The organism is Halogranum amylolyticum, assembly GCF_900110465.1.
GTDB classification, from domain to species: Archaea; Halobacteriota; Halobacteria; order Halobacteriales; family Haloferacaceae; genus Halogranum; species Halogranum amylolyticum.
Genome location: NZ_FODV01000005.1, coordinates 197947 through 219595 on the forward strand (window position 1 = coordinate 197947; position 21649 = coordinate 219595).

A 21649-nucleotide genomic window follows, 5' to 3' on the forward strand; every position below is an offset into this window, starting at 1 on the left:
AAGCGGACGGTCCACTAATTACGCCAGTACCAAGGAATATATCCGGGCGAACGTGTTTCCACAACTATGCAGCAGCCATTCGTCGAGTTGCTACAGGCCAACGCACGACACGCCGACGAGTTCCAGTCGAAGTTCGACGACGTACAGGACAGCCAGCGTCCCGAGGTCGTCACCGTCTGCTGTTCGGACTCGCGGGTCCTCCAAGACCGGATGTGGGAGAACGACGAACCGGGACGGATCTTCACCTGTGGGAACATCGGTAACCGTGTCGTCCAGCAGACCGAGTCCGGCACGGTCGTCTCCGGCGACGTGCTCTACCCGATCGAACACACCGGGACGAACGTCGCCGTCGTCGTCGGCCACACGGGATGTGGCGCGGTGACGGCGACGTACGACGCACTCACCGACGGCGTCTCCGAACTGGCGGGCATCGAACACTGTCTCGACCTGCTGAAACCGCAGCTCGAACCGGGTCTCGAACTGCTCCCCGACGACGTCGACCGGGCGGGGTCGATCAACCGCCTCGTCGAGTACAACGTCGACCGGCAGGTCGAGTTCCTCCGCGAGAGCGACGACGTCCCCGACGACGTCGAGGTCGTCGGCGTCGTTTACGACTTCCAGGACGTGTACTCGGGCCGTCGCGGCGAAGTTCACGTGATCAACGTCGACGGCGAGACGGACGTCGAGACGCTGCGGGACGACAACCCCGAGGTCGACTCGCGGATCGAGCGCCTCTGGGAGTACTGAGCGTCGTCGCAGTCGCGGTCGCAGTTGCTCGTGAAGCGTCGCCTACTCCAGACGAATCCACTCGATCGCACTCTGTTCTTCCCCGGCGGGCGCCACGAGTTCGACGGTCGCCTCGCCGTCCACTCGGAGGTGGTCGTACCGTTGCCCGCCGTCGCTGTCGCTCCACTCGACGAGTCGCAACTCGTCGAACCGCACGGTGCTGTCGCCGTCCTCCGGCGGGGACAGTCGAAGGTAGAAGTCGACGTACTCGGCGTCGACCGGAGGTTCGAACTCCCGGTGGAGACGTCCCCACTCGTCGCCCGTCCCGTCGAGGTCGAAGCTCCGTTCACGCAGTGCGTCGCCGCCGTCGACTCGTACCACCGCCACAGCAGTTCCAGCCCCTCCGAGGATCCATACTGGTACTGTCCGGTCAGCGTGAGCGGGCCGTCTATGGGAATCCGGTCGATCGGCGAAAGGATCGCGCGCTGTTCGTCACCCGCCTCGCGTGTCAGTCGGACTCCCCCGGAGCCGTCTCGTCCGACTCCGCGACCACTCGCGTCGTCGCCGCGTCCGAACCGCCACAGCGGCCCCTCGTACCGGCGCTCGTCCACGTCGGGGTCGTCGAAGTCACCGGTCGGCAACAGGTCGACGCCGAGTTCGATCTCGTCGGCACCGTCGACGACCGACCGAGCCCACCCCGACTCCCGGGCGAGTATCGTCCCGTCGCCCTCGACCGTCCTCTGGTCGGTTCGCCGGTCGTGCTCGGCGTCTCGTCGATACTGGAACGTCGAGCGGCCGAGATCGAACTCATCGGAGGAGAGGGCGGCCGTCCGACGGAGCTGGGCTAGTCCGGGTTCCGCGACGACACCCTTCGGGACGTAGCCCTCGACGAGCAGCGGGTCGAGGTACGCTCTCCGGACGCCGCTCTCCGTGACGTGGACCGTCAGCAGGTACGACTGAAACGTCTCCCACAAGTTCTGATCGAACACGAGGTTGCCGAGCGACCACGCGACGAGTGTCGAGTCGTAGAACTCGAGACCGCCCGTGACGTGTGGGTGATGGTTGACGACAAGATCCGCCCCCGCCGCACTCGCCGTCTCGGTCAGATCTCGGACCGTCTCGGTCGGCGTCCGCTGGTACTCGCTCCCGCCGTGTATCTGGACGACGGTGACGTCGGCGTTCCGTGCGGTCTCCCGGACGGCCGTTTCGAGACGGTCGGCGGTCGCCTCGGCCGCGCCGACGTCACCCGAGAACTGCAGTGTCTCCGTCGCTCCGTCGTCGGTCGACCGAGAGAGCGAGTGTTCGATCGACCGATCGCTGTCGGCCGACCAGTCGACGGTGTACTGACTTCCGGTCACCGTCGTACACGAGAGCATGCCGACCGTCAACCCCTCACGTTCCAGATAGGCCGGTTTCCATGCCTGTTCGCTACTCTGACCAGCCCCGGAGTAGGCGAGGTCAGCCGAGTCCAGTGTCTGTTCCGTCTCCGTGAACCCGGGCGTCAGCGCGTCGAAGACGTGGTTGTTGCCGAGTGCGACGTAGTCGACGCCCGCGTCCACGAGCGCGGGTGCGGCGGCCGGATCCGAGACGAACGAGTACTTCTTGTTCGGATGTCGCCACTCGGTCGTCGTGAGTGCGGTCTCGAGGTTCACCGAGGTGACGTCGGCCTGTTGCAGGAGCGGCCGGACGTAGCTCAGTATCTCCTTGTGATCGGCGCGGCGCTCCAAGGAGTCGATTCTGAACCGCTGGCTGAGCGAGTCGTCGTTCTCCTCGTAGAAGCGCCGTCCGAACATCACGTCGCCGCCGAAGCTCATCGAGACGGTTCCCTCGCGAGGCGTCAGTTCGACGCGAAGCGGCGTATCGGGTGCGGCAGCGACGGTCCGACCGACGTGGGCCGACTCGCTCACCTGTACCCAGACGCGCTCCCCGCCCGTCTCGAGCGTGAACGCTCCTCGCTCGTTCGTCGTGGTCTGTGCGATCGTCTCCGAACCGCGAACGGTCGCACTCACGGTCGCTCCGTCGAGCGGGTCGCCGGTCGTCCGCAACACGCGTCCCTCCACGACCGACGGTCCCAGTCGGGACGACGTCGCCGTCTCGGTTCCCGACGGCGTGGTCGCCGAGTCGTCTGATCGCTGTTCCCCACAACCCGCCAACCCCGCTGTGACCCCGAGACTCGACAGCCGAACGAACTCCCCTCTCGAGATGTTGTATTTCATACATCAAACTGATGACCGACTCGCAAAGACGTTGTCTTATCGAGACCTCGATTGCCGGTCGGAGCGACAGCCGACCCGACCGCGCCGCTGTAGTGTCGTGAGTCACTCGTTCGTGTTCGTCGTTCTCGTCTGGTCTCCCGACCCAGTGAGCCGCGAGTGAGAGTTCCGTGTACCCCGGTTCGATGACCGAGTAGGGTACAGACGACCATGCGGAGTTTCGTTGGTTCGGACAGATGGGACTAGTTTGCGACTCGAATCTCCGATCCGTACTCTCCAGCCAGTGCGACATAGTGTTAATAGTTTTATAAATACTTGGCGAGCGTAGCCTGCTCATGGATACAATCGTCGAGCGTCGCCCATTGATATTCACCCTCGGAATCGGAGTAGGAATCATCGCGCTGGCAGTCGTCAGTCGCCTCGTGCTTGCACCGTTGCTTCCTCAGCTTACGCGTGAAGGTATCGGCCTTTTGCTGAATTGGATTTTTGTCGCGTTCAGTATCGGCCTCGTCTCGTGGCTCGGGTGGTGGGACAAGGTTCGGCTCACCGCACCCGCCAACCGCCGTGCGCTCGTCTATCTGCTTCCGTTCGCAGCGATAGTGTTCCTACCGATCGTCTTCGGGATGGCCGTTCCCGAGGTCGCGCTAATCGAGGGAGAGACGCTTCCCGCTTGGGCAACCATCGTCCTCATCGTCGTTGGTGTTGCGCTGGGGGCCGCCATCTCCGAGGAACTGCTCTACCGTGGTGTGCTACTTCGTGCCCTCGAACCCCGTGGTCGCCTGTATGCCGGCGTTGTGACGGCAACAGTGTTCGGTCTGACCCACGTTTCGCAGATTGTCCTTGGCGCACCCGTCATGGAGTGGCTCGTCACCATGTTCCTGATAATTCCGACGGGAATCGGTCTCGCGGCAGTCACGTTCCGGCTGGAGAGCCTGTGGCCGCTCGTCGTGTGGCACTTCGCTGTCGATAGTACGTCCCTACACGCCGCCAGTATGCCGACGGCGTACGTCGCTAGCCTCCTCGGACTTACGGTGCTGGTCGGCGCGATGGGCATCTGGCTCCTCCGACACGACGATAAGGCAGCTCGACCCGACGCCCGAAACGACCTCGCAAGTGCGGTCATCGACTCGGATTCGAGCTGAAGTCGTCTCTGTAAATGTATCGCCCTGCATCAGTATGGAGATCCAGATCTGTTAGACGCTACCTGCTCTCGCGCCACTCGACTTTGCTCAGGCGGCTGAAATCCGCAACGTAAACGAGAGAAACGAAGCCGTTTTTGCGCTTGAAACGCCGAAAAACGCAGGGCGAGGGTGAGAAGACGACGCCGAATACAGGCGACAGCGGGTGGCGGTCGGTGGTCCTAAGCACGGTTCCGAGCATCTCCTCGGATACGCCACGAGAATAGACGTCTGCCGCTCTTACTCATAGAGATTATCGGAGGAGTTCATCGCTTACTCATCCGGCAACCGTTTCTCGTGGATTGCTAATCCAGACGAAGAGCCACGGTTGGCGACGATAATCCCTATCAGTCCACCGCTGCGTCATCGATATCTCTTTGGTGGACTCGTACCGTCGAAATACGGGTCCCCTCGACGCTCGTTACCTCAACCACGTGATCGTCGATCTCGACGCGGTCGCCGAGTTCTGGCGCGCGGTTGAGCTGTCCGAGCACTAATCCGCCGATCGTTTCGACCTCTTCGCTTTCGAAGTCCACATCGAGGGTGTCGTTAACGTTCGACAACGAGACTCCCCCGTCGATGTCGTACATTCCGTCGTCGCGCCGGCGTATCGAGGGTTCGCGCTCGTCGAGGTCGAACCCGTCTCGAAGGTCTCCGACGAGGGCCTCGACGATGTCTTCGACCGTTGCAATCCCCTCGAACGCTCCCCACTCGTCGATGACGCCGGCTATCTGCTGGCGATCCTCTCTGAACTGTATCAGGAGATCGCTGATCGTCATCGTCTCCGGAACGATGAGGATCTCGCGGGCGATGTCACCGACTCTCTCTGCATCCCCGTCGTCTATCTCTGCTCGCAGCACGTCCTTGACGTCCACGAATCCGACCACTTGGTCGCCGTCGTTGGCATCGAGAACCGGATAGCGCGTGTGACCGGCCTCGAAGACGGTCGACTGAAGTTCGGATAGCGTGGCATCCGCCGGAACGCTCACCACGTCCGGTCGGGGGACCATGACCTCTCGCACCACGGTGTCGTCGAGATCGAAGACCCGCTCGATCATCGTCACTTCTGCCACGTCGATGTCTCCTTCCTCGCCGGATCGGGAAAGCACTCGAAGGAGCTCCCGTTCGCCGAGCGTCTCGTCCGTTTCGGAGGCGGGCGGCACGCCGATCGACCGCGTGAACGCGTTGGCCGTCCCGTTGAAGACGACGATCCCGGGATAGAGGATGTAATAGAAGATCTTCATCGGCGGGGCCAGGAACAGCGAGAGTCGCTCGGTCTTGGCGATTGCAAGCGTCTTCGGCGCGAGCTCACCGAAGACGACGTGGAGGAACGTGATGAGACTGAAGCCGACCGCGAAGGCGACGAGATGGATGAGATTCGCCGGGAGAATCGGTTCCAAAACGGGTTCGATGAGCGACGCCACGGCGGGTTCGCCGACCCATCCCAGTCCCAGAGAAGCGATGGTGATGCCGAGCTGCGTCGTCGCGAGATAGTCGTCGAGGTTTGCCATCACTTCCTGGAGCGTCCCCGCGCCAGGTCGCCCCTCCTCGACGAGCTGTTCGACCGACGTTCCCCGTATCCGAACGAAAGCGAACTCAGCAGCGACGAAAAACCCGTTCAGAACCACGAGAATCAGTGCAGCGACGAGTTGTGCCGCCGAGATAACGACGTTTACCATCGGTGCTTCCGAAAAGTACTGCCGTTCGATTGTAGTGCGTCCATATCTCTGCATCTCGTTCCATTTACTAAAAGCATCTAAAGAGTCCTCGAGTGGTCGAGTGCCGTCGGTAGCGAACCGAACCAGTAGACGTCGTGGGGGATAATGGGCACGAATTCTCGTGACGCATCGATTGGATAGCGAATCACGCAATAGACAGGTCCGCGAATGGATGCCCGCGAATAGTTCGGCAATCGCCGCAAGGTCACTCTTCGATTCAGTGCCCCAGACGACTATAGAACCGTGTTCTCGTTCCCGGTCGTAGAACGAAAGAGCAACAGCTGGAAAGATAATCAATCAACCGTCTGGCAAGAGAACCTCTGGAACGCCTGAATTCGTCTACCTGCTCTCGCGCTGTTCGACCTTGTTCAGGTGGCTGAAATCCGTAACACTTTCAGCCGAAATTAATCGGTCGCTCCGTCTCAGATCCGAAGAAAACGGTCGAAACAGCGCCTCATGGATCGCTGTATATAAACAAATGACTCGTGGAGAAGAAAGCCCCACTGTTATTGGTGCTTCAGGAGACGATTCCTTTCAACACGCGAGCCTCGATTTTCTGGAGATGTTCGCCGACGGTCCCGACCGAGAGACCCATCTGGTCGGCGATATCGCGGTGGGTCGCTTTTCGCGGAACGTCGTAGTAGCCAAGGTCGAGAGCGACGTCCAACACCTCTCGCTGACGGTCAGTCAACAACGACACGACGTTACCCCCGACCTCCGGATAGGCACCAATGCGTTCTACAGTGACGTCGAGTTCCGCCGGAACGTCGGCGAGGGCTTTCTGTAATGCGCCGTTCGTCTCACCGATCATCGTCACTCGGAGACCTCCATGTTCGGCGCCCTTGATGGGGAAATCGAAGAACACCCCGTGAGTGCGCGGCAGTTCCAAAAATCGTTTTATTTCCGGTGGCGGTCGAGCATGTACGAATACGAGTCCGCTTCGGCTTCCCTGGCCGGAGATGCTATAGCCGAGCACGTCTGCGTCCTCTTCCAACAATGTTCTCGCTCGCTCTAGGTCCCCCCGTAATTTACCGAACAGGACGACGGTTCCGTCTTCCAGCACGTTGAGGTGATAGACACGTTCTCTTTCGAACTCGGAATCCGTACCAAACATCCGATACGCGATGTGGGGTTCGTTTCGTTGCCCGAGGGTAAAGGTGAGTGCCCTCATGCGTTGTCCGTTTTCCCGTTCGTCGTTCTCCGAACGCATAGACTCACTTTCGATCGCTGCTCCGTATATTAACTCCCGATAATGCTCGGCAGCATTTGAATATTCGTATCCGCCGTATGGCCATCTATGAGTACAAAGAAGGGAACTCGAACCGAAGACAACGAGCGTTATGATGCCGGACTAGAACCACTCGGCCTCGGTGAACGACTCCTGGATACCGTCTCATCGCTACTAGGAGTAGTGATGCTACTCAGCGGTGGCTCCAAACTCGCCGGTGTGGACCGTCAAGTCCAGAGTTTCGAACACTGGGGGTATCCGCAGTGGTTCCGGCTGGTTACCGGAACCGTCGAAGCGGTCGGTGGTCTTGGACTGTTAGCTGGTCGGGGACGACCAGTATTCGGCGTCGTGGGCGGCGGACTTACCGTCGGTACGATGGTGGGTGCGGTTTATACAGAACTCGTCCGTGCACCCGACTCGTCGTCAAATCCTCTTCGGCCAGCCGCGTTGTTGATCGGAGGATTGCTAGCGACCGGACGGGCCTGGGAGCGAGTAAAGGAGGAGTGGAATCGGGAGGGACGCCGTGACTGATTCCGTCACGAGCGAGACGGAGGTACTGATCGTGGGTTCGGGTCCCACCGGATTGACCACGGCCATTGAACTTCGTCGGCACGGCGTCGACTGCCGACTCATCGAGAAGGAAGACAGCTCCGTAGAAACTTCACGGGCGCTGGCGATTCAGCCCAGAACGCTTCAAGCGTTCGAGGACATGGGTGTCTTGGACGAAGTATTGGAGGAGGGAGTTCGCGTCACCGACGCAACCGCCTACGATGACGACGAATCGTTGTTCCATCTCGACATGGACAATGTTCGGCCTCCGTCTCCGTATCCGTTCATCTGGTTCCTTCCGCAGAACCACACCGAGCAAATCCTCGGTCATCGACTCAACGAATTGGGCGGTGAAATCGAATTCGATCGCGAACTCGTCGGGTTCGGTCAATGGGACGACAGGGTCGCCGCGACTGTCCGACACCGCGAGGACGGCAAAGAGCAGACCGAGGAGATCACAGCGAACTGGCTTATAGGAAGCGACGGTGCGCACAGTCACGTTCGGGAGACGCTCGGTCTCGAACTTGAGGGTGTGACGACAGAACAGGAAGTCCTAGTCGCCGATGCGAAGGCCGATTGGAAGCTCCCTAACACCGAAGCGTCCATCTGGTTCCACGAAGAGGGTGTCGTGGCCGTCCTACCGATGCCGGGCGAGGACCTCTGGCGGTTGTTCATCGACGTGACACCCATCCCACAGGCGGAGCGACCGGATGCGACTATCGACGTTCTCCAGCGATTGCTCCGGGAGCGGACGATCCACCGGAACGTCACACTTCAGGATGCTCCGTGGACATCCAACTTCGTCGCCAATCAGCGCATGGTGTCACGCTACCGCAGTGGTCGAGTGTTCCTGGCGGGGGACTCCGCACACATCCACAACCCGCTCGGAGGATTGGGGATGAATCTGGGCATCCAAGATGCGTACAATCTTGGGTGGAAGCTCGCCCTCGTCTGCGGAGGAGACGCCTCGGACGCGCTACTCGACACCTACGAGGAGGAGCGAAAACCCATTGCGAAGACAGTACTCGATAAGACGGGTGCGTCCGGCTCGGTACTCGTCACCGCGAACCCGCTCGTGAAGACGATTCGGAACACGGCTCTCCCTCGTGTGCTCCGGTCCAGTAGGATACAGGCGCGAATCCTACGAGCGATGACCCAACTCGACGACACTTACCGAGGGAGTTCGCTTGCTGCCGTTCACGTCGACTCACCGCTCGCGGGTCTCCTGAATTCGACGGTAGAACGAGAGGTACGCGATCTTCTCGAAGATTCGTGGCGTGCGCCGAAGGCTGGCGAACGCGTTCTCGATGGATCTTGCCGCTATCTGAACGGGACCGAGACATCGTTGTACGACGAGATTCACGAACAAACAGGCTTCGTACTCCTGTTGTTTGCAGGCGACGGAACTGCCGAAGTCGACTCGATGGTTCACCTCGCCGAGGAACTGACCGATTTCGGCGGTCTCGAACTTCACCAGTACGTAGTCATCTCGGACGATGAAAGGGATGTTTCAGAGAGCCCAGTCGTCTCCGTACTGGTCGACGAAGATGGCCAGCTCCACTCGCAGTACGATGCCCACGTTCCGACCCTCTATCTGGTTCGACCCGACGACTACGTGGGATTCCGGAGCCAGCCGCCACACGCCGCTTCCCTCACGGCGTATCTTTCCAATCGTCTCCACGTGGGTGACGACGACCGCGAGGTCGATCTGAGGTAGCTATGGCGCTCGAACTCGTATCCGGGGTAATCCTCTCACTGTTCACGTTCGGGACCGCGATCTTCTACATCCTCTCCCGAATCGAGCGGTTCGTGTTGGCGTTGGCGTTCGACGAGGAGACGGACACAGTCGAGGATGACGACGTGCGGTTCGTCCATCGAGTACTGAAGCACCTCATCCCCATCCTCCCTCCGTCGTACGGTTTCGTGATGCTATTCGGAACGCTCGCTCTCCTCTATCAGGGATTCGAACGCGGATGGGATCGGACCTCGGTGGTGATTATTTCATACTACTGGGGCATTTCAGGCTACTCCCTCGTGTTCGGAGATATCGTCGGAGCAGTAAACCGAGTGAAAAACACGTCGAGCGACGCAGATATCGGATCAGTGCGACGTGGCGTACGGGAACTCGTCGTTCAGCACCACCTCGGACTCGCTGCGAACGTCGGCGTCGTCGTCCTGGAATTCATCTTCATTGTTTGGCTCTCTCCCATGTAAGAGTGAAATGGAGGGTTTTCGATTTGCACCCTTACTAATCGAGCGAGAAAAGCAAGCGCAGCTACCCGAAGAATATTTCGCTACTAGTGGTCGATAGAGTCCCTGAAACGCCCGAATTCGACTACCGCTTGCTTCTTTGTTCGACCTTGTTCAACTCGATGAGCAACCGGAAGATCGCCTTCACGAGATTCGCGTCGACCTCGAACCGTTCGGCGTTCTCGCCGGCACGTTCCATCACACGGTCCTCCTGTGACTCGTCGGTCGTCGGCAAGTCCTGCTCTTCTTTTACTTGTGCGACAGTATCGGCGACGTAGGTGCGCCGTGCGATGAGTTCGACGATCTCGCGGTCGATGTCTTCGATCTCTTCTCGCAGTTCGTCCAGGTTCATATCTTCGGGTCGTGGCTGTGTCATAGGATCCGTGCTCCGTCGTTTCGCGTCGTAGTCAGTCGGGTCGCACCGTCGCGTTCACTCCACCGGTCTTCGAGGTCCTCCAGGTTCGCTCGTTCGCCGACGGCGACGACGCTCGGGCCGGTTCCCGACAACGAGACACCGTCGACGTGGGGCATCGCCTCGACGGCGGTGTCCGTCGGGAAGTCGAGTGCGGCCGAGAACGCCAGCCCGTTGACGGTCATCGCCTCGCCGTACCGACCGTCGAGTGCGAGGTCCGCGACGAGGTGGGCCATCGGCGCGACCTGTTTACAGCGGTCGACGTCGGCGTCGGCGGAGAACGCCCGCTCCGGCGGCGTCCAGACGAGGACGTCCCAGTCGATCTGCTCGCGGGAGAGCAGATCATCGGTGGAGTTGTCCGTCACCGTGACGCCGCCGAGCATGCTCGCCGAGGCGTCGTCGAACGCGCCGGTGGCGGTGACGCCGGCGTCGCGAGCGGCCTGTACGCCGAGTCGACAGGCGTCCGCCCGGTCGAGTGCGTCCTCGGCGTCGAGCGCCGAGAGCGTCGCCAGCACCGTCGCGTTCGCGGCCGCGCTGGAACTCTTGAGTCCGGCGGCCATCGGGAGATCGCTCTCCGTGCGGACGTGGCCGCCCTCTCCGTCGCCGTACTCGGCGACGACGAGTTCGACGCAGCGCTCGATCAGTCGCGTGTCGGCGTCGGGTGCGCCGTCGATCTCGCCGGTCACCTCGCCGCTTCCGTCCAGTTCGACGGTCGCCCGCGTCTCGGCGTCGATCGCGAAAGCCGACCCGACACCGGTCGCGAGGGCGTTCAACACGGTGGCTGCCCCGAGGGCGGCCGCTCGGCCGTTCATACCCAGAGACTGCCAAGCACCGCAATAGGTGTGGCGGTCCCTGCCGTATTCGCCCCCGGTCGTCGGGTTCCCGTCCGCCAGTCCGCACCGGACGCCAGCGAGTACACACCGTCGAGACGCGACGCTTTTCCGCACTCCCCCGGTAGCGTCGGACATGAGCGCACGCAACGACGTGGCACCGAGCACGCTCGGGGTCGAACTCCGCGAGGAGGGTGTCGTCGTCGAGTATCTCGACGGTCGGACGACGCTCTACCGCGGGGTCCCACAGAAGGTCACCGACACGCTGAGAACCGGCCCCGGCAAGGAGACGCACATTCTCGTCACCGACCCGACGGAGACCGAGGGCGTGTTGATGTATGTCAACGACCTCAAGACTCACGACGACATCCTCGAACAGAGCGGCGTCGGACGAGTCATCCTGAACCCCGACGAGGAGGAGGAGCTGTTCCCCGGCGTCACCGTCCACCGGACGGGCGGGATGCGCAACGAGGTCGCCGCCGACCCCGAGGTCGCCCGCGGCCGCGTGTTCGTCTTCGTCGAGGACGACTGGGGCGAGCAGAGCTACGAGTTCGTCGCCGAGGACTGACCGTGGCGCTCCGCAAACGGTGGCGTGCGCTGGACCGCTCGACGGTCGGGAGCGCGCCCGACCGCTTCGGTTACTACGAACTCGGCGACTCGGACGGCGCCGTCGTCGACAGCGGCGTCGGCGTCCTCCGCGACGCGCTGAAGGACGCCCTCGGTTACAGCAGTGCGGAGAAGGTCCGGTGGGCGGAGGCGACGTCGCGCGAGCACGCCGAGCGACTCGCCGACGAACACCGGTAGCTCCGAGCGACCCGCCGTCACCACCAGTACGACGGTGAGCCGGAGTCGCCGTCACAGCACTCCTCGTGCTGCTCCGCGTCCATCTCGGAGTCGACGAGGAGCCCGCATTTCTCGCAGCGGTACCACGTCATCCGGTCGAGTTCTGTCGTGGCGACCATGGTGTGAGATGGGTTGGCACGAGGTATAGCTGTTATCCAGTTCGGGTGACAGAGCGAGGGGCCGGCCGGTGCGGTCGGAGGCGTGACGGACGCCGGACAGACGCGCTGGGGAAGCGTAAAGTCCCGGCCACGCCAACCGGGTGACATGAGCGACGAGACGGCGCTCGAACTCACCGTTCGAGGCGCCGAGAAACGAGACGCGGGCAGGGGGATCGCCAGACTGCCCGAGGGGGCACGTCAGCGACTCGGCGTGCTCAGTGGCGACACGGTCGTCATCGAGGGGGAACGCGAGACGGTCGCGAAGGTGTGGCCCGCCCGCGGCGGTGCGGGAGAGGGGAGCATCCAGATCGACGCCGACACCCGGACGAACGCCGGGGTGAAGATCAGCGAGACGGTTCGCGTCCGACAACAGGCCGTCGACGAGGCGGTCGCAGTCACCCTCGCGGCCCCCGACGACCTCGGTTACGACGACGCCGACCTCGTCCGCCAGAGCGTCAAGCGCGACCTGCAGGACCGGCCGCTCCACCAGGGCGAACGCGTCCGCATCGAGCGGTTGGGCGGAAGCGCGTTCGTCGTCACGAAGACCGTCCCCGACGGGACGGTCCGCGTCACCGACGACACGAACGTGACGGTGACTCGTAAGTCGAAGGCCTCCGAGACCGTCAGCAAGGCGGTCGACAGCGTCACGGGCGGCGGGTCGACCTCGGAGACCGAGGACCGCACCGGCGTCACCTACGAGGACATCGGCGGGCTCGACGAGGAGCTCGACCTCGTCCGCGAGATGATCGAACTCCCCCTCTCCGAGCCGGAGGTGTTCGCTCGCCTCGGCATCGAACCGCCGAAAGGCGTGCTGCTGCACGGCCCGCCAGGGACCGGCAAGACGCTCATCGCGAAGGCCGTCGCCAACGAGGTCGACGCCACCTTCATCACCGTCTCGGGCCCCGAGATCATGTCGAAGTACAAGGGGGAGTCCGAGGAAAAGTTGCGGGAGAAGTTCGAGGAGGCCGAGGCCAACTCGCCGGCGATCGTCTTCTTCGACGAGATCGACTCCATCGCGGGCAAGCGCGACGACGGCGGCGACGTCGAGAACCGCGTCGTCGGCCAACTGCTCACCCTCATGGACGGGTTGGACGCCCGCGGCGACCTCATCGTCATCGGCGCGACGAACCGCGTCGACTCGCTGGACCCCGCACTCCGCCGCGGCGGCCGCTTCGACCGCGAGATCGAGATCGGCGTCCCCGGCGAGACGGGTCGCCGCGAGATCCTCGACGTCCACATCCGCCGGATGCCGCTGGCCGAGGACGTCGACGTCGACCGCATCGCCTCGCGAACCCACGGGTTCGTCGGTGCCGACCTCGAGTCACTGGCGAAGGAGGCCGCGATGACCGCACTCCGGCGCGTCCGGCGGGACGGCGAGCGCGTCCCGCTCGACGAACTCGAGGTCACCCGCTCGGACTTCGAGGCCGCGATGGCTTCCGTCGAACCGAGCGCGATGCGCGAGTACGTCGCCGAGACGCCGACGACGACGTTCGAGAACGTCGGCGGCCTGCAAGACGCGAAAGACACGCTCGAACGCGCCGTCACGTGGCCGCTGACCTACGCGCCGCTGTTCGAGTCTGCCAACACCGAACCCCCCTCCGGCGTCCTGCTCTACGGCCCGCCGGGGACGGGGAAGACGCTGCTGGCCCGCGCCATCGCCGGCGAGAGCGGCGTCAACTTCATCCACGTCGCCGGCCCGGAGCTCTTGGACCGCTACGTCGGCGAGTCCGAGAAAGCGGTGAGAGAGGTGTTCGAGCGTGCGCGACAGGCCGCGCCGGCGATCGTCTTCTTCGACGAGATCGACGCCGTCGCCACCAGCCGCGACAGCATGGGGAGCGACTCCGGCGTCGGCGAACGCGTCGTCTCGCAGCTCCTCACCGAACTCGACCGCCTGACCGACAACCCCAACCTCGTCGTGCTCGCGGCCACCAACCGCCGCGACGCACTCGACCCCGCACTCCTCCGACCCGGCCGGCTGGAGTCACACGTCGAGGTTCCCGCCCCGGACCACGCCGCGCGGCGGGCTATCCTGGGCGTCCACACCCGCGACAAACCGCTCGCCGACGACGTCGACCTCGACGAGCTCGCCGGGCAGTTAGAAGGGTATTCGGGGGCTGATCTGACGGCTATCTGTCGAGAAGCGGCGATGTCCGCGATCCGGGAGGTAGCAGACGCCTACGAGACACCCGAGGAGGCGAACGAACACCGCGACGAGGTGCTGATTCGACGGGACCACTTCGACGCCGCCGTCGAGTCGGTACGGCCGTCGCTCGGCGCGGTCTGAGACCGGGCGACGCTCACGTCGAGCGTCTCACTCCTTCTCTAACACCGCTCGGTAGTGACCGCCCGTCGGTCTCTCGTGGACTTCGCCGACCGACCACGGCGTCCCGACGGTCGCATCCCGCAGTCGCTCCGGACCGAACAGCACGAACGAGAGCGTCCGCCCGACGAGTCGTTCGCCGTCGCGGTCGTACTCGAAGTGGAACGCCCGGCGCGCGACGCCGTCGCGGGGGTCCGGCCGGTAACCGATCATCTCGGCGGCGTCGACGTGCCGGGGGTCGTAGCTGTCGACGACGGCGACGGCCGCCTCGTCGGTGACGTACCCGAGCTTCGAGAGCAGCGACGAGACGCCCGCGAGCGACCCCGCGAGACCGAGTTGCGTCCCGTACATCCACGCGGATCGGAACCGGTCGCGCGGGAACGCCATCTCGAACATGTCGGCGACGACGGCGTCCTTGACGCCGCGCTCGCGGGCGGCCTCGACGGCTCCGGGACTCACGTCGAAGGCGACGACGTCGTCGACGCGCTCCTGCAGGTACAGCGCGTGGTTGCCCGCGCCACAGCCGACGTCGACGACCGGCCCCGCCAGCGAGTCGAGGAGCCGTCTCGTCGCCCCTCTCCACTGCTCCGGGTCGCCGAAGTAGTTCTCGCGAACGTGGGCGTCGACCGTCTCCGCGCCGTCGACGTAGCGACACTCACCTCGGAGACCGCCGCGCTGGTAGTCGCGCATCGCCACTCCGAGCGCGTCCGCGTCCGTATCCACGTCTGTCGACATGGTGTGAGATCTTTCCTCACACCACATAAATCTGTCACGACGCTAGTCGACACCACATCACACCCCTCACGTCCGGGATGTTGCACTCGTCGCCGGATATATGAGGATGCGTCACAGTTTGCCAGCCAATGGAGAACCAGTTGCTTCCCGAGAAGGCCAAAGATCGTCTCACGCGAACCTGCCGGACCGCCGTCGGCGACAGTCTGCGGTCGCTTACCTACATCAACCGCTTCGACTACGAACAGGTGTATCTCCGCGGCGACCTCGAACGCGACGCCGACCTCAACTCCTTCATCGGCAACGAGTGGCACGACTTCAAGATGACACAGGACGCCTACCGTGGATCCGAACTCGGGGACTACCGCTACACGATCCGCGTCTTCGAGAACGGCTATCTCGTCCGCATCACCATCGAGGACTCGGGCGTGTTCATCACGACCGACGGGATCACGATGCAGGACTTCGAGGCGCTGTCGAAGGCAGTCGAGGAAGTGCTCGACGAGTGGGCGGTCGCCGAGTAACGGAGACAGTCCGTCACGAGAGACGTCTTTTCCAAGTAGTTTGCGCGCCTAGAGAATGGTATGAGCACGAGAGAGCCGGGCGACGAATGTCGGCTCGCCGCGGCCGCGCTACAGCGGTTCCCCGCCGAGGTCGCGATCCTCGACGTCGACGGCGAGATCGTCTCGACGAACCTGGCGTGGCGAGCGTTCGCAGAGGCGAACGGCTACCGCGGCGACGTCGAGATGGTCGGCGTGAACTATCTCGACGTCTGTGACGCCGCTGCCGCTGCAGACGGCGACGCGGCGGTGGCAGCGACGGGACTTCGTGCGGTGTTCGCCGGGAGACGCGACGGGTTCGACTTCGAGTATCCCTGTCACAGCCCCGACGAGCGACGCTGGTTTCTCATGCGGGCGGTCCCGTTCACCGTCGACGGCGGACGCTACGTCCTCGTCTCCCATCTGAACGTCACGGAACGGAAACTCGCCGAACTGGACGTCAGAGAGCGGACGACACAGTTGGAGGGCATCGCGACGCTCCTCTCGGAGGACGTCCAGCGGGAGCTGTCGACGGCGCTGGGGCGGGCGGTGCTGCTCAACCGCGAACTCGGCACTGCACGGAGTATCGACCTCGAAGGCTCGTTACACCGCGTGAACGCGCTACTCACCGACGCGCTCGCCCTGCTCACGGGTGAAGACGTCGACCTCGTCTCGGTCGACCTCGAAGCCAGCGCGAAGGCCGCCTGGCGCAAGGTCGACACGCTCGATGCGACGCTCACCGTCGACGCCACCGGGGTCCTCGCCGCCGACGTCGGGTTGCTCGGCCGCCTGTTCCAACATCTGTTCGAGTGCGCGCTCGTCCTCGGCGGGACCGACGTCCACGTCTCTGTCGGCACGAACGGCGACGGGCTCCACGTCGAGTTCGATCGCGAGCAGGCGGTGTCGACCACGGTCGACGGCCGCTCGACCGCCGACTGCGTCGAGTCGAACGTCGCGGTCGCCTCGCGGATCGCCGAGGTCCACGGCTGGACCCTCACCACCGACGCCGACGGGACGGTACGGTACGAGGTGTCGGGCGTCGAGTGGCGGACCTGAGAGTCGCCGATTTCAGTACTGGACGACCGCGTTGACGATGCCCGCGGTCTGACCGACGCCGACGAGCGCGAGCGCGAGGAGCGTCGGGTCCGTGCCGGCGAGGAGCGCCGAGACCGGTCCGGCGAGTGTCGCGTCCAGAAACACCACTGCACCGAGCGCCGAGAGCACGCCGCCGCCGGTGTAGACGCCCGGCGACTCGTCGGGCGGGAGCAGCCGGCCGGTGTAGACGAGCGCGACGGCAGGGACGAGCATCCATCCGAACACCGTCGCCCGCAACAGTGTCTCGCTGCCGTTCGTGACGAGGGCGTACGTCCCGACGAGCGTGATGCCCAGCCCGGCCACGATGACGGCTAGCCACGCCCGCAAGACGGGATGTTCGCGCATATCTCCCCACGAGAGCGCGGCGAAGGCGAAGAGGAGGACGTCCATCACGAGATGTGCGACGAGCACCGTGCGCGGTTCGAGCAGTCGGAGGTGGGCCGCGGTCGCGAACGTCCACGCCAGTGGAACGAGCACGACCGGCCCGGTCTCTCGGAGCCGTCTGAGCATCGGCGGCTGTTCGGGCGGGGTGCAAAAGAGTGTGCGTGTCGAGACGGGCGAGTCAGTCCCAGAACGACTTGGTCCGCGCGAACTGCCGCTCCTGTGCGAGGATGTCCCGGTAGAAGTCGTCCTCGTCCTCCCGTAGCTTCGCGATGATGCGTGCGGCGTTGTGCGGGCCGACACCGCGAGCGGCCAGCGCGACGACCGCCTGTTTGCCGTGGCTCTGGACGAGGTTCGCCGACCGCGAGGCTCGCTGGACGAGTTCCGCCTGTTCCTCGTCGCGGGCCTGCGACTGCACCGCCTGGACGGTGTCGTCGTCCCACGGGTTCAGCGCCGCGATACGCGTCGACTCGCACTCGGGACATCTCGGCTGGTCGGGGACGCGCCGCACCTTCGTCTTCCGCGACCACTCCCCACAGTGCAGACAGACCAGGATGACGCGGTCGTTCCGGATACGCTCGCGAACCGTCTCGATGACGCTCGCGTCGGCGTTCTCGGGGACGAGGAAGTCCCGTCCGCTGGAGGAGCCGGCGGTGCCGACGGGCGTGCGCTCGCGGGCGACGACGAGGTCGATCTCGCCCGACCGCATCGCTTCGAGCACCTCGACGGTCTCCGCGACCGCGAGGTCGGTGTGAAACACCTCTCTGACCGCTTCGTCGTAGACGGGCGTGTCCTGCAGCGCCGCGAGCAGTCGGTCGCCGCCGAACCGTTTCCGCCCCTGATACCGCTTCAGCGACCCGAACTTCGCGGCGATCTGCGCGAGGGTGAACTTCAGCGAGTCGGCGTTCTTCAGGGCGAGTTCGAGCAGCCCCTCGACGTGTGCGGGGTCGGTCGTCTCGAGCACCTCGACGAACGTGTTGGGCCCGACTTTGGGCGGCACCTCGAACTCGATTCGGTAGGGGTCGGTCTCCATCCCGACCGACGACCCGGTGCGCTGGGCGACGAGCGCCGAGAGCAGTCGTCCGAGCGTCTCGTTGACTTTGTGACCGAAACAGGCGTTGACGACGACGGTCCGACCCTGCCCCTCGATCACGACGCGGTCGTGTGTCGGCATCGGCGTCCCCGTCTCCGCCTGGCGTTCGAGCAGTTCCAGTGCCTCGCTGGCGGTGTACTCGTCGGTCGGATAGCGCCGGACGAACTCGCGGGCGACCGACTGCCGCGGCGCGCCGCGGTCGAACTGCGGCCCCGCGACGGCCCGCATCTCGCCGACCTCCTGAGCGACCGCTTTCGGGACGGGTATCTCCGACCCGACCCACGAGGGGACCTCGCCCGCGGGGTCCTCGATGGGTGCGACGTTCACCTGCCCCTCCTCCTCGTCGATGTCGTTGATGCGCCACATCTCGCCACGTTGAATGAACACCTCGCCTGGTTCCGCGAAGTTGACGACGAACTTCTCGTCGAGCGTGCCGATCTGCTGGCGTGAGGAGATGTCGTAGACCTCGTAGGTCTCCTCGTCGGGGATCATCGAGAGGTTGGCGTAGAAGTACTGCCACGTGCCGCCGGACTTCTCCAGCAGGTCTTTCTCCTCGTCGAGCCACAGGAGACGATTGCCGTGGAGTTCACGGACGACCTCACGGAACTGTTCCTCCGAGAGGTCGCGGAACGGGTAGGCGTCGGTGAGCAGGTCGTACGTCTCGCGGGCGCTCACTTCGCCGTGGTCCATCACGCAGCCGACGATCTGGTTGGCGACGACGTCGAGACTGCCGTGGTGGATGTGCGCCGGTTCGACCTCGCCGGCCTCGGCGCGGCGGGCGATGGCCAGCGCCTCGAACGTGTCGTCGGCGTCGCTGGTGACGACCGTCCCCTCGCTGACGACGCCCATCCGGTGACCTGCACGGCCGACGCGCTGGAGCAGGCGGGCGACCTCCCGCGGGCTGCCGTACTGGACGACGTGGTCGACCCGCCCCACGTCGATGCCGAGCTCCATCGACGACGTACAGACGAGTCCGTCGAGCGCGCCCGACTTGAACGCGTCTTCGACCTCGATGCGGGCCTCCTTCGACAGCGACCCGTGGTGGACGCCGACGGGCGTGTCGAGCTTCTTGAACCGCGACCCCAGCGCCTCGGCGGTCTGGCGGGTGTTGACGAAGACGAGCGTCGAGGTGTGTTCCTCGACGACGTCGCGGATGGTCCGGACGTGGCTGGCTATCTCGGCGTCGGTCGCCAACTTCCCGGCGAGTCGTTCGTCCTCGTCGGTGATCTCGGGGTGCGTGACGGTGAAGTCGACGCGGTTGTCGACGTCGACCTCGACGACGTCGAACGGGCGGCCGCCGGTGAGAAATCTCCCGACCTCCTCGGGGGCTCCGACGGTCGCCGAGAGGCCGACGCGCTGGTAGTCGCCCGCGAGTTGGCCGAGTCGTTCGAAGGCGACGGTCAACTGTGCGCCGCGCTTCGAGGAGGCGAGTTCGTGGACCTCGTCGACGACGACGTGGTGGACGTCCGACAGCGCCCGTCGCAACTTCTTGCCCGTCAGCATCGCCTGCAGCGTCTCGGGGGTCGTGACGAGGACGTCCGGCGGGTCGTCCGCCTGTTTCCCGCGCTGGTACTGCGTGGTGTCGCCGTGGCGGACGTCGACGTCGAGATCGAGGTAGTCGCCCCACCAGTCGAGGCGTTCGCGCATGTCGCGGTTGAGCGCCCGCAGCGGCGTGATGTAGAGCGCGGAGATGCCGAAGCGGTCGTCGGCCTCCGCTATCGAGTCGAACACCGGCAACATCGCGGTCTCCGTCTTCCCCGTCCCGGTGGGGGCGATGACGAGCGCGTCGGTCCCGGCGGCGAGCGGCGGGATCGCCCGGCGCTGTGGCTCGGTCGGTGTAGAGAACCCCCGTTCGGAGAGCGCCGACCGGACGGACGGACCGAGATGCGTGAACGCGTCGGCGTCGTCGCCGACCTGCGAGTCCGACATTGGTCTGGTTAGTGGGCGGGCGCGATTAAGCGCACCGTTCGCGGTCGGTGTGGCCGTCGTCGCCGACCGGGAACGACGTTCAGAAGTCGAGGAACCGCGCCACCGCACCGAGGATGAAGATGATGAGACCGAGCACCGACAGTCCGGGGATCGGGAGTCCGAAGACGGTGAGCGCGGCGCCGATCAACATGACGATGGTAGATGCTTTCATCACCCGCCGATTCGCCGCCACGACAGGAATGGGTTGTGGCCGCCTGAGGGATAGTGCCGACGCGCCCACGGTTAGCCGAGACAGACCACCCGGTCGGACAGAACACGGGTTGATACTCGTCGCGGACCATGCTCTACGTATGAGTAAAGTCACCACACTCGGCGAACTGGACGTCTTCGACCACGTCCGGGTTCTGCTCACCGACGACACCGAGATCGAGGGCCGAGCGACCGCGATCGACTACGTCCCGGACGAGCGCCTCCGACTCGAACTCCGGCCGCGACACTCCGGGGTCCGCTACGAACTCTCGGCCGAACACGGTGGGTCGCGCTGGAGTCCGGTTCGGGTCCGACGGTGCGACACCGAGGCCGACGCCGTCGAGTGGGAGAGCCTCGGGAACGTGGGTGGCGTCTCGGTGCGACCGGACACGTCGGCGTCCGTGTGAGACCGCGGTCGTCCCGTCCCGAACTGTCGACCGACTACACCCGTCGGTAGTCGCCGAGTCGCGTCCCGTCGAGGAGATACGCCTCGCCGTCGACGAGCGCTTCGGGCAGGAACGGCGCGAGGAACCCCTGCCCCTCGACGTTCACCCACGTCCCGCCCGAGCGGTCGTTGAACGCCGGGAAGACGACGAGCTCCGGGTCGTTCCACTCGAGCTCCGAGACGTCGACGCCGAGCCCCTCGGCGAACGCCGCGCTGTCGAGCGACCCGCGGAGCCACGCCTGTTCGACGCGGCTACCACCGACCGAGTCGGTGAGTTTCACTGCCGGATGCTCGTGGCCGACGCAGACCGTCTCGGCCGACAGCACGGCCTCGCTCGGCCACGTGTGACCGTGGAGGACGCCGACGTCGCCGAAGCGTGCGCCGTCGCCGGGAGTCACCTCGACGCGGTCGCCGAACGCCGCGGCGACGCCGCCGTCGTGGTTCCCCTTCGCGAGCGTCAACGGGACGCGGGCGGTGACCGCATCGACGAGCGTCTCCAACTCCTCGCGTTCGTCGCCGCGCGGGTCGCCGATGCGGTGGCCCAGGTCGCCGAGGACGACGAGGCGGTCCGCGCGACTGCGGTCGAGGAGCGACAGCAGGCGCTCGCGGCGGCTGTCGGCGTTGCTCGCGAGTTCGACGCCGCGCTCGTAGCGCAGCGCCGTCTCGATGCCGCAGTGGACGTCGGCGACGACGAGCGCACGCTCGCCGCCGAAGTCGGCGACTGCGGCGGGTTCGCCGGGAAGCGGTTCGACCGCGGTCAT

22 protein-coding genes are annotated in these 21649 nt (G+C 64.6%); 11 read left to right on the top strand and 11 right to left on the bottom strand.

What is annotated here, in order from left to right; all coding sequences use genetic code 11:
* The first annotated feature begins 66 nt into the window (after positions 1-66).
* Positions 67-747 (top strand): carbonic anhydrase, encoded by a 681-nt coding sequence (locus tag BSG17_RS11985; protein WP_089824350.1) that lies wholly within the window; start codon positions 67-69, stop codon positions 745-747.
* Here the strand turns inward: BSG17_RS11985 and BSG17_RS11990 are convergent.
* The gene (locus BSG17_RS11990; RefSeq protein ID WP_211609121.1) at positions 651-2942 is read right to left on the bottom strand and encodes a CapA family protein; all 2292 of its coding nucleotides are present in this window, start codon (positions 2940-2942) and stop codon (positions 651-653) included. The two genes, BSG17_RS11985 and BSG17_RS11990, sit on opposite strands and share 97 nt — an antisense overlap.
* Positions 2943-3274: 332 nt before the next feature.
* Here BSG17_RS11990 and BSG17_RS11995 point away from each other — a divergent pair, with 332 nt between their 5' ends.
* Entirely contained in the window at positions 3275-4081 is an 807-nt protein-coding gene (locus BSG17_RS11995; protein WP_089824352.1) for a CPBP family intramembrane glutamic endopeptidase, read from the top strand.
* 383 nt (positions 4082-4464) lie between these two features.
* On the opposite strand, the gene BSG17_RS12000 is transcribed toward BSG17_RS11995, so the two are convergent.
* Together BSG17_RS12000 and BSG17_RS28935 are read right to left on the bottom strand one after the other, a co-directional pair.
* A complete protein-coding gene (locus tag BSG17_RS12000; protein WP_089824354.1) occupies positions 4465-5796 on the bottom strand; it encodes a hemolysin family protein in 1332 nt (443 codons plus the stop codon).
* A 556-nt stretch (positions 5797-6352) separates the two neighbouring features.
* The gene (locus tag BSG17_RS28935) at positions 6353-7045 is read right to left on the bottom strand and encodes a helix-turn-helix domain-containing protein (protein ID WP_449271717.1); all 693 of its coding nucleotides are present in this window, start codon (positions 7043-7045) and stop codon (positions 6353-6355) included.
* Positions 7046-7132: 87 nt separating this feature from the next.
* On the opposite strand from BSG17_RS28935, the gene BSG17_RS12010 reads away from it, so the two are divergent.
* The 3 genes from BSG17_RS12010 to BSG17_RS12020 are packed head-to-tail and all read left to right on the top strand — an operon-like array spanning position 7133 to position 9826.
* A complete protein-coding gene (locus BSG17_RS12010) occupies positions 7133-7594 on the top strand; it encodes a DoxX family protein (protein WP_089824356.1) in 462 nt (153 codons plus the stop codon).
* Positions 7587-9329, top strand: coding sequence for an FAD-dependent monooxygenase (locus BSG17_RS12015; protein ID WP_170864789.1), 1743 nt, complete (start codon positions 7587-7589; stop codon positions 9327-9329). The genes BSG17_RS12010 and BSG17_RS12015 overlap by 8 nt, the downstream gene beginning before the upstream one ends.
* A 2-nt stretch (positions 9330-9331) precedes the next feature.
* Positions 9332-9826 carry a hypothetical protein gene (locus BSG17_RS12020; protein ID WP_089824359.1) on the top strand — a complete coding sequence of 165 codons (495 nt, stop codon included), beginning with the start codon at positions 9332-9334 and terminating at the stop codon, positions 9824-9826.
* A 121-nt stretch (positions 9827-9947) separates the two neighbouring features.
* Here the strand turns inward: BSG17_RS12020 and BSG17_RS12025 are convergent, their stop codons facing one another.
* Both BSG17_RS12025 and BSG17_RS12030 read right to left on the bottom strand, forming a co-directional pair.
* Positions 9948-10238, bottom strand: coding sequence for a chorismate mutase (locus BSG17_RS12025; protein ID WP_089824361.1), 291 nt, complete (start codon positions 10236-10238; stop codon positions 9948-9950).
* On the bottom strand, positions 10235-11086 hold the full coding sequence (locus BSG17_RS12030) for a shikimate kinase (RefSeq protein ID WP_089824363.1): 852 nt from the start codon (positions 11084-11086) through the stop codon (positions 10235-10237). Before BSG17_RS12030 ends, BSG17_RS12025 begins: the two co-directional genes overlap by 4 nt.
* Positions 11087-11240: 154 nt before the next feature.
* Between BSG17_RS12030 and BSG17_RS12035 the strand changes: the two genes are divergently transcribed.
* Positions 11241-11672, top strand: coding sequence for a DUF5796 family protein (locus BSG17_RS12035; RefSeq protein WP_089824365.1), 432 nt, complete (start codon positions 11241-11243; stop codon positions 11670-11672).
* A gap of 2 nt (positions 11673-11674) precedes the next feature.
* Complete coding sequence (locus BSG17_RS12040; RefSeq protein WP_089824367.1) at positions 11675-11908, top strand: DUF7508 domain-containing protein; 234 nt, start codon at positions 11675-11677, stop codon at positions 11906-11908.
* Between the two features lie 17 nt (positions 11909-11925).
* On the opposite strand, the gene BSG17_RS27010 is transcribed toward BSG17_RS12040, so the two are convergent.
* Positions 11926-12066, bottom strand: coding sequence for a DUF7128 family protein (locus BSG17_RS27010; protein ID WP_170864790.1), 141 nt, complete (start codon positions 12064-12066; stop codon positions 11926-11928).
* 145 nt (positions 12067-12211) lie between these two features.
* Between BSG17_RS27010 and BSG17_RS12045 the strand changes: the two genes are divergently transcribed.
* Positions 12212-14389, top strand: a complete 2178-nt coding sequence (locus tag BSG17_RS12045) for a CDC48 family AAA ATPase (protein WP_089824369.1) — start codon at positions 12212-12214, stop codon at positions 14387-14389.
* 27 nt (positions 14390-14416) lie between these two features.
* On the opposite strand, the gene BSG17_RS12050 is transcribed toward BSG17_RS12045, so the two are convergent.
* Complete coding sequence (locus BSG17_RS12050; protein WP_089824371.1) at positions 14417-15160, bottom strand: class I SAM-dependent methyltransferase; 744 nt, start codon at positions 15158-15160, stop codon at positions 14417-14419.
* Between the two features lie 128 nt (positions 15161-15288).
* Here BSG17_RS12050 and BSG17_RS12055 point away from each other — a divergent pair, with 128 nt between their 5' ends.
* Both BSG17_RS12055 and BSG17_RS12060 read left to right on the top strand, forming a co-directional pair.
* The gene (locus tag BSG17_RS12055) at positions 15289-15681 is read left to right on the top strand and encodes a DUF7522 family protein (protein WP_089824373.1); all 393 of its coding nucleotides are present in this window, start codon (positions 15289-15291) and stop codon (positions 15679-15681) included.
* Positions 15682-15741: 60 nt separating this feature from the next.
* Positions 15742-16752, top strand: a complete 1011-nt coding sequence (locus BSG17_RS12060) for a PAS domain-containing protein (RefSeq protein WP_089824375.1) — start codon at positions 15742-15744, stop codon at positions 16750-16752.
* Between the two features lie 12 nt (positions 16753-16764).
* Here BSG17_RS12060 and BSG17_RS12065 read toward each other — a convergent pair whose 3' ends face one another.
* The 3 genes from BSG17_RS12065 to BSG17_RS28255 all read right to left on the bottom strand — a co-directional run bounded on the left by BSG17_RS12065 (position 16765) and on the right by BSG17_RS28255 (position 20405).
* Positions 16765-17301: a hypothetical protein gene (locus tag BSG17_RS12065; protein WP_089824377.1), complete on the bottom strand. Its 537-nt coding sequence runs from the start codon at positions 17299-17301 to the stop codon at positions 16765-16767.
* Between the two features lie 52 nt (positions 17302-17353).
* Positions 17354-20194: a DEAD/DEAH box helicase gene (locus BSG17_RS12070; RefSeq protein WP_089824379.1), complete on the bottom strand. Its 2841-nt coding sequence runs from the start codon at positions 20192-20194 to the stop codon at positions 17354-17356.
* A 79-nt stretch (positions 20195-20273) separates the two neighbouring features.
* Positions 20274-20405, bottom strand: a complete 132-nt coding sequence (locus BSG17_RS28255; RefSeq protein WP_280141171.1) for a hypothetical protein — start codon at positions 20403-20405, stop codon at positions 20274-20276.
* A gap of 139 nt (positions 20406-20544) precedes the next feature.
* Here BSG17_RS28255 and BSG17_RS12075 point away from each other — a divergent pair, with 139 nt between their 5' ends.
* The gene (locus BSG17_RS12075) at positions 20545-20850 is read left to right on the top strand and encodes a hypothetical protein (RefSeq protein WP_089824381.1); all 306 of its coding nucleotides are present in this window, start codon (positions 20545-20547) and stop codon (positions 20848-20850) included.
* 34 nt (positions 20851-20884) lie between these two features.
* Here the strand turns inward: BSG17_RS12075 and BSG17_RS12080 are convergent, their stop codons facing one another.
* Complete coding sequence (locus BSG17_RS12080) at positions 20885-21649, bottom strand: metallophosphoesterase (RefSeq protein WP_089824383.1); 765 nt, start codon at positions 21647-21649, stop codon at positions 20885-20887.

Bases quoted from the DNA above. Each gene is read 5' to 3' on its own strand.
- BSG17_RS11985 (WP_089824350.1), top strand. From the start codon at position 67: ATGCAGCAGCCATTCGTCGAGTTGCTACAGGCCAACGCACGACACGCC.
- BSG17_RS11990 (WP_211609121.1), bottom strand. From the start codon at position 2,942: ATGAAATACAACATCTCGAGAGGGGAGTTCGTTCGGCTGTCGAGTCTC.
- BSG17_RS11995 (WP_089824352.1), top strand. From the start codon at position 3,275: ATGGATACAATCGTCGAGCGTCGCCCATTGATATTCACCCTCGGAATC.
- BSG17_RS12000 (WP_089824354.1), bottom strand. From the start codon at position 5,796: ATGGTAAACGTCGTTATCTCGGCGGCACAACTCGTCGCTGCACTGATT.
- BSG17_RS28935 (WP_449271717.1), bottom strand. From the start codon at position 7,045: ATGCGTTCGGAGAACGACGAACGGGAAAACGGACAACGCATGAGGGCA.
- BSG17_RS12010 (WP_089824356.1), top strand. From the start codon at position 7,133: ATGAGTACAAAGAAGGGAACTCGAACCGAAGACAACGAGCGTTATGAT.
- BSG17_RS12020 (WP_089824359.1), top strand. From the start codon at position 9,332: ATGGCGCTCGAACTCGTATCCGGGGTAATCCTCTCACTGTTCACGTTC.
- BSG17_RS12025 (WP_089824361.1), bottom strand. From the start codon at position 10,238: ATGACACAGCCACGACCCGAAGATATGAACCTGGACGAACTGCGAGAA.
- BSG17_RS12030 (WP_089824363.1), bottom strand. From the start codon at position 11,086: ATGAACGGCCGAGCGGCCGCCCTCGGGGCAGCCACCGTGTTGAACGCC.
- BSG17_RS12035 (WP_089824365.1), top strand. From the start codon at position 11,241: ATGAGCGCACGCAACGACGTGGCACCGAGCACGCTCGGGGTCGAACTC.
- BSG17_RS27010 (WP_170864790.1), bottom strand. From the start codon at position 12,066: ATGGTCGCCACGACAGAACTCGACCGGATGACGTGGTACCGCTGCGAG.
- BSG17_RS12045 (WP_089824369.1), top strand. From the start codon at position 12,212: ATGAGCGACGAGACGGCGCTCGAACTCACCGTTCGAGGCGCCGAGAAA.
- BSG17_RS12050 (WP_089824371.1), bottom strand. From the start codon at position 15,160: ATGTCGACAGACGTGGATACGGACGCGGACGCGCTCGGAGTGGCGATG.
- BSG17_RS12055 (WP_089824373.1), top strand. From the start codon at position 15,289: ATGGAGAACCAGTTGCTTCCCGAGAAGGCCAAAGATCGTCTCACGCGA.
- BSG17_RS12060 (WP_089824375.1), top strand. From the start codon at position 15,742: ATGAGCACGAGAGAGCCGGGCGACGAATGTCGGCTCGCCGCGGCCGCG.
- BSG17_RS12065 (WP_089824377.1), bottom strand. From the start codon at position 17,301: ATGCTCAGACGGCTCCGAGAGACCGGGCCGGTCGTGCTCGTTCCACTG.
- BSG17_RS12070 (WP_089824379.1), bottom strand. From the start codon at position 20,194: ATGTCGGACTCGCAGGTCGGCGACGACGCCGACGCGTTCACGCATCTC.
- BSG17_RS28255 (WP_280141171.1), bottom strand. From the start codon at position 20,405: ATGAAAGCATCTACCATCGTCATGTTGATCGGCGCCGCGCTCACCGTC.
- BSG17_RS12075 (WP_089824381.1), top strand. From the start codon at position 20,545: ATGAGTAAAGTCACCACACTCGGCGAACTGGACGTCTTCGACCACGTC.
- BSG17_RS12080 (WP_089824383.1), bottom strand. From the start codon at position 21,649: ATGACCGCGGTCGAACCGCTTCCCGGCGAACCCGCCGCAGTCGCCGAC.